The organism is Exiguobacterium sp. A1_3_1 (assembly GCF_048985645.1).
GTDB classification, from domain to species: Bacteria; Bacillota; Bacilli; order Exiguobacteriales; family Exiguobacteriaceae; genus Exiguobacterium_A; species Exiguobacterium_A indicum.
This window is the reverse complement of sequence record NZ_WBYY01000153.1, coordinates 1-7,960: the sequence shown is the minus strand read 5'-3', so window position 1 is coordinate 7,960 and position 7,960 is coordinate 1. Positions and strand designations below refer to the sequence as shown.

The window sequence follows — 7,960 nt, the reverse complement described above, 5'->3', positions numbered from 1 at the left end:
AATAAAAAGTATGCGCCGGCGCATACTTTTTATTTTGTATTTTTTTAACGTTTTTAAAGTGTTTTTCAATTTTTTTGTAAACAAATCTTATATACTTAAAAAGAAGAAACACACAACAAAACTGTTACTATGCTTAGCGTAAAGGAGAAAACATTGAAACTTGAACGTTTACTAGCTATTATTTTTAAATTACTTCATCGCTCTACAATTTCGGCTTCTCAATTAGCCGATGAATTAAATGTCTCTCAAAGAACTATTTATAGAGATATCGAAACCATTAGTGCAGCTGGCATTCCTATTACTTCTTATCATGGGACAAATGGAGGTTTTGGTATCATTGAGAATTACAAATGGGACAAGACATTTTTAGATCCGTCTTCCATGGTCAATGTACTATCTCTAATGAAAAGCTTATCAGAGCAATTACGTGATCAAGATCTAAAAAGTGCGCTGGAACGCCTATCCATTCTTACGCTAGAAGAACAAAAAAATCATTTACAGATTGATTTAGCTCATCAATCTGTTGCACCAGCTTTATTAATTGATTTACAAAAAAGCATCAGAGAATCAAAGAAAGTTTATTTTCAATTTATCAGTGCTCAAAAGGAACAAACTACTCGAGAAGTAGATCCCATTTCTCTTCGGTATAAATTTCGTACATGGTATCTCTATGCTTATTGTTATTTAAGAAACGATTATCGTGAATTTAAAGTGTCTCATATACTCAATCTCCAAAGACTTACTACATCGATAAAAAAAATCATCCGATTCCTGAAGAGAAACCATTTGTGCAACCTTTAAAAGAAAGTATAATTCTACGAGTACATCCTGATTTCATTCATTTAGTTTTAAATCATTTTCAACATCAATCGATGGTTCAAGAAACAGATGGCAGTTTTACAATAACGCTTCTATTACCTACACCATTACATGCAGAATGGTTAATTAACATTTTGTTAAGTTTCAGGTCAGGAGTAGTTGTTATTCACCCCTTATACTTACAAGAAGTTTTAAAAACTGAAGCAAAAAAAATAGTAAATCTTTATGAGGATATATGACAATCAGTTGTCATATATCCTTTTCTTATAATGTATGTAGTCAGACAGTTATTACTAAACTCAAAGGAGCGATTTGAATGAATGCTGGAAAAACAATGTATGGATATCATGAGTGGGCAATACAATCGATGTTAGGTCACCTGAGTGGTTTACCAAAAGATGTTTTAAACAATGAGGTAAAAAGTTCTTATCCTTCTATCGCTAAAACGCTTAGTCACATTCTTGCTGTTGATACCATGTGGATTTATATTCTCGAAAGAGTAGAATTTCAACAAGCGTTGCAGGATGCGATGAGTCAATTACCATTAACTGATGCATATACAATTGAAGAATTTAAATCTGCATTCAAAATTGTCGCTACAGAGTATCAAAACTTTTTAAGTGAAAACTCAGACCTTACTGTGACGTTAGATGTAAATAATCCTTGGTCTGGTTCACGAGAAACAACTTTTGAAGAAATTCTTTTACACGTATCTAATCATGGTACGTATCATCTAGGTAATATTACTACCATGCTAAGACAACAAAATGAAACCTCACTGATGATAGATTACTCTCTATTTTGGTATGAAGATACAACGGTGACATTCTGAAAGGATATATTAGTTTTGGTGGATCAATTAGATATAACTACCAAACAAAAGCGTGCGTCAGCGCACGTTTTTGTTTGCTTTATATATCTAGTGATAATTAAACACAGAATTAAACTGTATTATGAATTTTATCTATACAACTAATAGTAATACTAAAAAAATAAACGTTTCACGTGAAACGTTTATTTTAAAAAGATCTCTAAAAACGGTTATACAGCTATCAATTAGATAAAAAGCGTGCGCCGGCGCACGCTTTTCATCTAATTTCCCCACTCCTATTGAGACATGCTATGCTAGCTATATCGAATTAAGGGGGCGTGCATTATGGACTCTACCTCATCCGTCCAACATAGACAACTTGTTGTATCTCAAGCAGCGAAGACATTGCTCGAGAACGATGTTACCGAACAACTGATTTCTATCGATATCATTGATGTCGAAGCATATGTCAATCAACTCTATGAAGAATATTATGAATTTCAAAATGAAGAAGATGTTTATACCAAGCTCCGTTATTATTCCTTTAAGAAATTAAAACGGCGTTGGGTACGGGCAGCCGTAAAAAACTATGTAGAGAATAAAGGTCCGATGAAAGAACTACGAGGACTTCATAAAATGTATCTTGAGTATTGGGATATTGCGGGAAAAGAAGGATTTCAGCGAAAGTTCTCAGCTGATAGTGTTGAGAAATTGATGCAAGAACACATACAGGAACTTGAGGAATGGGCTGAAAATAATAACTTACTGATCCATACGTATCCGCACTGGGGACAAAAGACGAAAAATCAGCAAACGACAACGATGCGGACCGATATTCTAATGGTCATTGGCGAGGTTGCGAAGGAATTGAAACGTGCGCAACCAAAAGCACATGTGGCCACTTCTACCTCGATTACTGTACCGTTCTTTGGAATCGCTGATCGCATGAAAAATACGACGGAAAAGTTCAATCAAGGGGACAGTATGTTAACTGACTTATCTCTTGACCTTCACGATTTCTCCGCTGTCGTCCCTAAATACAAGCAAGGTATCCCGACGAATTTATCCGTTCTCGTCAGTAACGAGTTTCTTGCAGAACTCGACGGAAAAGTACCAGACCTTGATGCACGTGATTTTGAGGCCTTTAACGAAATTCTGTCATATCGCGATGTAACGTTTCAAACGAGTCGAAAAATCGTCTTCCCCATCTCAAAACTTGTTAAGAAGATCTATGGAAACGATAGTGGGAAAAGCTATACTCTCACAACACAACGTCTTGTAAAACTCGGGTATTATCGCGTAGCCGTTAGAAATGAGGAAGGAGACCTCTCGATCTTTGGTCTCTTCTCCTCCGTTAAAATTAGTAATGCTTCTTCTGTTAAGCGGGACACACAAATCACTGTCACCGTCTCAGAGGAAGTCTATGATGATTTATTAAAACAACAGATCATCAGTATCTATGGAGAACAGATTGAGCGATTAAAAGGAACGTTCGCTTACCATCTATCCTTTGTACTTCAAAAGGAACGACTTAACTCTTATCAATTAAACGAAGCAATGCCCGCGAAACGGCATTGGCGTCAGTTTACACACTCAATTCGATTCAATAAGAGTCGAAAAGCAGAAAACTTGAAAGAGCTTGAAACCAATTTGGATCGCATTAAAGAACTTGATTTTATCATTCAAGATTGGCATCGATCTGGTGACTACTATTTCTTGTACTTCCATCCCTTAGAACGCTGGGAACATGATGATCGCAGAAATGCACTTCTATTATAGGTAACTTAGAGTCGTTTAAAACAAAGCGATTTTACTATGTTATTCATGAATTTAAATAAAAGAGGCTGGGACATAACTCAGTTTCACAAATGAAAGGCCCTCGAAACGTGTAGTCGTTTCGAGGGCCTTGTTCTATGATGAAAACCGATTCTGAATAAACAAATAAGGACAACCTCTGATAAAGTTAAAGTGACCAAACCATAACCATCAGAGGTGCCCTTATGTTTAAAGATTATAACATGAACCAGCTGGTTCTGCCCTTAGATTTAGAAGTTCGTCTTCAAGAAAATGATATCGCGTTCGCTGTCCACCATCTCGTCGAATCCATTCCAGACGATGTGTTCGAGCCCTTCATGCGGACGACCGGATGCCCTGCTTATCATCCGTGGATGATGATGAAAATCATTTTATGTGCCTACACACAGTCGGTCTTCTCCGGTCGGAAGATTGAGGGATTACTATCCGATAGTCTGCGGATGATGTGGCTAGCGCAAGGGAATGCGCCGAGCTATCGTACCATCAACCGTTTTCGAGTACATCTCGCAGTCACTCCGATATTGAAGCAAGCCTTCGTTACCTTCCGTTGCCATCTCGTCGAGATGGGAGAAATCAACGAAGAAGCCATCTTTATCGATGGTACAAAGTTAGAGGCGAATGCGAACCGATATACCTTTGTTTGGCGGAAATCGATCGAACGTCATAGTGCGTCTCTCGTGGACAAATCGAATCGTATCTATGACAACCTCGTCGAACAAGACATCCTATCGGAAATTGAACGTGAAAGCCCGGACGAGCTCACTCTCTCAGAACTCGAACACATGGGTGAAGCTTTAGACGCACATATCGCTTCCATCAACCAAAAAATCGAGGCGAGTTCGGATACCCAAGAAAGAAAACGTATACGCTCTGAACGGAAGGAACCACGTCTCCTTCGAAAGGAGATTACAGATTTCATCGAGCGGAAACAGAGATACGCCCTCCAAAAGAGGACGCTCGCTGGACGGAACAGCTATTCGAAAACGGACACGGACGCGACGTTCATGCGAATGAAGGAAGATCATATGCAAAATGGACAACTCAAACCAGGCTATAACGTTCAAATCGCGACCGAAGGACAATACACACTCGCTTATGATATTTATCCGAATCCGACGGATGCCCGGACGTTACTCCCCTTTTTAGATGAGGTCAGCTCATATTTAACACTGCCACCGCATATCGTTGCGGATGCCGGTTACGGGAGTCAGGAGAATTATCAGGATATTCTGATGCGCCGTGGGCGCATTCCACTCATCCCTTACACGATGTTCGAAAAAGAAAAGTCTCGAAAATGGCGCAATGATCCATTTAAAACAGCGAACTGGCCTTATGATGAAAGGTCGGATCGTTTTGTGTGCCCTAATGGACAGGACGTAACATTCCGTTACATGTCCAAGAGAACAGATCGTTACGGATTCACGCGTGATTTCAAGGTGTATGAAAGTGAAGGGTGTGATGGCTGCCCATTCCGCTCCCGTTGTACAAAGGCCGAAGAGGGGCGTAACCGACAGGTACACATAAACACTTCATGGGAAGAACAAAAAGAACAGATGAAAAAATGGCTTTCAGATCAAAAAACAGGATCCCTCTATGCGAAACGGAAGATAGACGTGGAACCAGTTTTTGGATATCTGAAGGCTAATTTGAGTTTCACTCGCTTTTCTGTTCGAGGAAAAGCGAAGGTGAAGCGTGAGCTCGGCTTCATCCTCATGGCCGTAAATTTGAGAAAATGGCTCATCCAAAGCGTTGCCCGAAGGGCAGCTTGACGAGAGACGATGAAAAAAGAAGGAATTGCACATCCTGAGTGATGGCAATTCCTTCTTTTCGTTAAATTCAGCTAGTTATGTCCCAGCCTCTTTTTAAATATAGTTATGTGGTCATTGAAACTAGATGCTAGTCATTCACCGTATATCCTCATATGTGTTATATACCTTATCGTGACTTATTAAATCATAATTAGTTATCGTGTAATTTTAACATCGATAAATTTGGTCGTTTTATGATTGCTTCACAAGAGATTCCACAATCAGTATAAGCAGAAGTCAACAACACTCATTCTTATATTCCACACTAATTACATTATTCAATTTAGAAGAAACGTTCATACTTACAAACTTTAGAGTAATACCAATAAAAATGGTCGTTTGGGAATCATAAACAATAATACAGAACATATGTTCTGTATTATTGTTTATTCATCCTCTCTTTATACAGACTCATGTAAGACTGGATAAAATATTCTCCAGAACCTCTTGTGATCGTAAATGTCGAATCATGTCGTAAAACGACCATTTTTCAAATTTAAACGTTATTTGCCGTACTAAAACGGCATTTTTCCTTATATTTTTAGCATTTTTGTCGGATTTGACCGTACCGAAACTACACTTTATCTATTTAGGTCGCCGATCACCGTACCAAAACAACAGTTTTATAGTTTTGGTCGTTGATTACCGTACCAGAATGACACTTCTGCACTTTAGAACAATTTTTAAAAATTATTTTAAAGCGACTATCTTACCTATTTGGTCGTCGTATACCGTACTCAAACGACACTTTTAAACATTTTAGTCGCTCTATCCCGTACTGAAATGACACTTTTAATCATTTGGTCGTTATGTACCGTACCAGAATGACATTTTACATCGCTACATGTATGAATTTACTTAGTAAAAACCTCTAAAAAGCGCATCATATAAGGATTTCAGCTATTCTGGTCGTTTCTGACCGTACTAAAATGACATCTTTTTTGCATCTGAAAACGGCTTCATATCAACGTTTGTAGAACATTGGTCGTTTTTAACCGTACCGAAAATGCATTTTGACAGTTCCTTTTCTGAACAGGATACTAGTAATAATAGTTCAGAGTAGGGAGGTGTAGGTATGTCATTTCAACACGAAAATCGTCACGTATTGGTCGCTAATAAATTACTGATCGCGATGAGTGGTTTAACACGTTGGACAAAACGTCAAGATAGTTTCTTATACGAACAGCACCACTATAACATTCCAGGACCCTTCCTGGCTTTGAAATGGACAAAATCTCGTATTCGTCATTTGTTGACGCTTTTATCGCATTGCGATGATCAAGGCGTTCTCTCATTGATGGAAAGTGAAGCATTAGCTCACTATGCGCGTACCTCCGTTCGATCGCTACACAATAACCTGCGCCTTTTTGAATCCGCTGGACTTATTCACTACTCGATTCATTTCTCTGGAGTCGTCACTATTGAACTCGTAGATTATCTCGAAAACTACCGTGACCTCTTTGAAGAAGGTGGTACGTATACATCGAAGACCGGTTATACGTCTCTTTGGTGTGGAATGGTACGCCAACTGATGGATATTGAGCATGTGAACATCCTTCGTGTCGCGTTGCGTGCTCTTGTGCAAGTAGAGCGGGACGTGAATGTCCAGTCTCAGGAGAAAGCGACTTTAACCTATGATGAAGTACGTGGATTCCTACCGCGTTATTGTGGACACCGTTTGGCTGTAAAAGGCATGCTCGATCAACTATCTCAGTTCTTTAATGTGCATTTGGTTGAGAACACGAAAGACTTCTTATCTGCAGTCAAAGAGAACGTCTCACTTAAGAAGCGGATACATACTGTAACACGTCCTTTAATGTTTCACGTGAAACTCGAAGACCAGATCAATAGTAAGCGTATCCGAGAAGCTGAACGGGCGAGTACGTTGATTAGCTGGTTCGATCTGCGCGAAGTCGCTCGTGATTATGTAGATTTCGATGCACTAGAAGTTCCACAAACATCGCTGCAGTCGTTGAGTGATACGTACGGATTTGCTGCCTGTGATGAAGTCATTCGTTCGATTCGAAACGATTTCTACCAATACGGCGAACGTCTCGAAGATGCAGAACTCTATCGTCTCTTCTTTGAATCGCCCATTCTCTATCTAAATGAGCGCCTCCGATTCGTATCGGAAAAATTGGCCATTGCATGATGGTCTATTTGTCATGCTTTTTTTTGAAAATATTTGTGAAAAGACAACAATTAAGCGTTATTTTGAGTCTTATTGATCGATTTCATCGTTATGCTACTCATTGTATTGATCCATCCAAGGACAATATCAATATGCCATACTATTTAGGAAAAAAAACAAATTCTATTGTTAAAAAAACAGCTTGTTACGTTGCTTATTCAACAGATTCTGAACAAAATCATTGAATGGAATCATAAAAAACAGAAATTCTTGAATTTCTACAAATTGTGATGTTTGTTTCCCTAATCGTAAAATGCTTAGTTTTTGTTGGTACTACACGCTTGAGGAGGTGAAGCGTTTTTCTAATTCTTATTAATTCTTTATTAATCTTTTTAATCTATTCCAATGTATTGAATCATAATAATCTGGTAGATCACGTATTATCATGATCAGAAATCACTTCAGGACTTCAGATACGAATTAAAAGTGTAAACAAAAGTGCATAAGTAAAATCTAAAATAACTTGTAAACATTTCGACGTCGAAATGTTTACAAGTTATTTTCTTTGTATACATA

6 protein-coding genes are annotated in these 7,960 nt (G+C 38.4%); all 6 read left to right on the top strand.

Annotation, left to right across the window (positions count from 1 at the left end; genetic code table 11):
- Positions 1 to 153 precede the first annotated feature (153 nt).
- The 6 genes from F8N00_RS14255 (at position 154) to F8N00_RS14230 (ending at position 7,405) form a co-directional block, all read left to right on the top strand.
- Positions 154 to 801: a helix-turn-helix transcriptional regulator gene (locus F8N00_RS14255; protein ID WP_214749220.1), complete on the top strand. Its 648-nt coding sequence runs from the start codon at positions 154 to 156 to the stop codon at positions 799 to 801.
- Complete coding sequence (locus F8N00_RS14250; RefSeq protein WP_214749217.1) at positions 789 to 1,058, top strand: WYL domain-containing protein; 270 nt, start codon at positions 789 to 791, stop codon at positions 1,056 to 1,058. The genes F8N00_RS14255 and F8N00_RS14250 overlap by 13 nt, the downstream gene beginning before the upstream one ends.
- A 77-nt stretch (positions 1,059 to 1,135) precedes the next feature.
- Complete coding sequence (locus F8N00_RS14245) at positions 1,136 to 1,651, top strand: DinB family protein (protein ID WP_421018424.1); 516 nt, start codon at positions 1,136 to 1,138, stop codon at positions 1,649 to 1,651.
- A 324-nt stretch (positions 1,652 to 1,975) separates the two neighbouring features.
- A complete protein-coding gene (locus F8N00_RS14240) occupies positions 1,976 to 3,409 on the top strand; it encodes a hypothetical protein (RefSeq protein WP_214749210.1) in 1,434 nt (477 codons plus the stop codon).
- Positions 3,410 to 3,630: 221 nt separating this feature from the next.
- Positions 3,631 to 5,214: an IS1182 family transposase gene (locus F8N00_RS14235; RefSeq protein ID WP_214749207.1), complete on the top strand. Its 1,584-nt coding sequence runs from the start codon at positions 3,631 to 3,633 to the stop codon at positions 5,212 to 5,214.
- Positions 5,215 to 6,328: 1,114 nt separating this feature from the next.
- The gene (locus tag F8N00_RS14230; protein WP_214749205.1) at positions 6,329 to 7,405 is read left to right on the top strand and encodes a hypothetical protein; all 1,077 of its coding nucleotides are present in this window, start codon (positions 6,329 to 6,331) and stop codon (positions 7,403 to 7,405) included.
- The last annotated feature ends 555 nt before the right edge of the window (positions 7,406 to 7,960 follow it).

Coding starts and splice junctions, on each gene's coding strand:
- F8N00_RS14230 (WP_214749205.1), top strand. CDS start 6,329: ATGTCATTTCAACACGAAAATCGTCACGTATTGGTCGCTAATAAATTA.
- F8N00_RS14245 (WP_421018424.1), top strand. CDS start 1,136: ATGAATGCTGGAAAAACAATGTATGGATATCATGAGTGGGCAATACAA.
- F8N00_RS14240 (WP_214749210.1), top strand. CDS start 1,976: ATGGACTCTACCTCATCCGTCCAACATAGACAACTTGTTGTATCTCAA.
- F8N00_RS14235 (WP_214749207.1), top strand. CDS start 3,631: ATGTTTAAAGATTATAACATGAACCAGCTGGTTCTGCCCTTAGATTTA.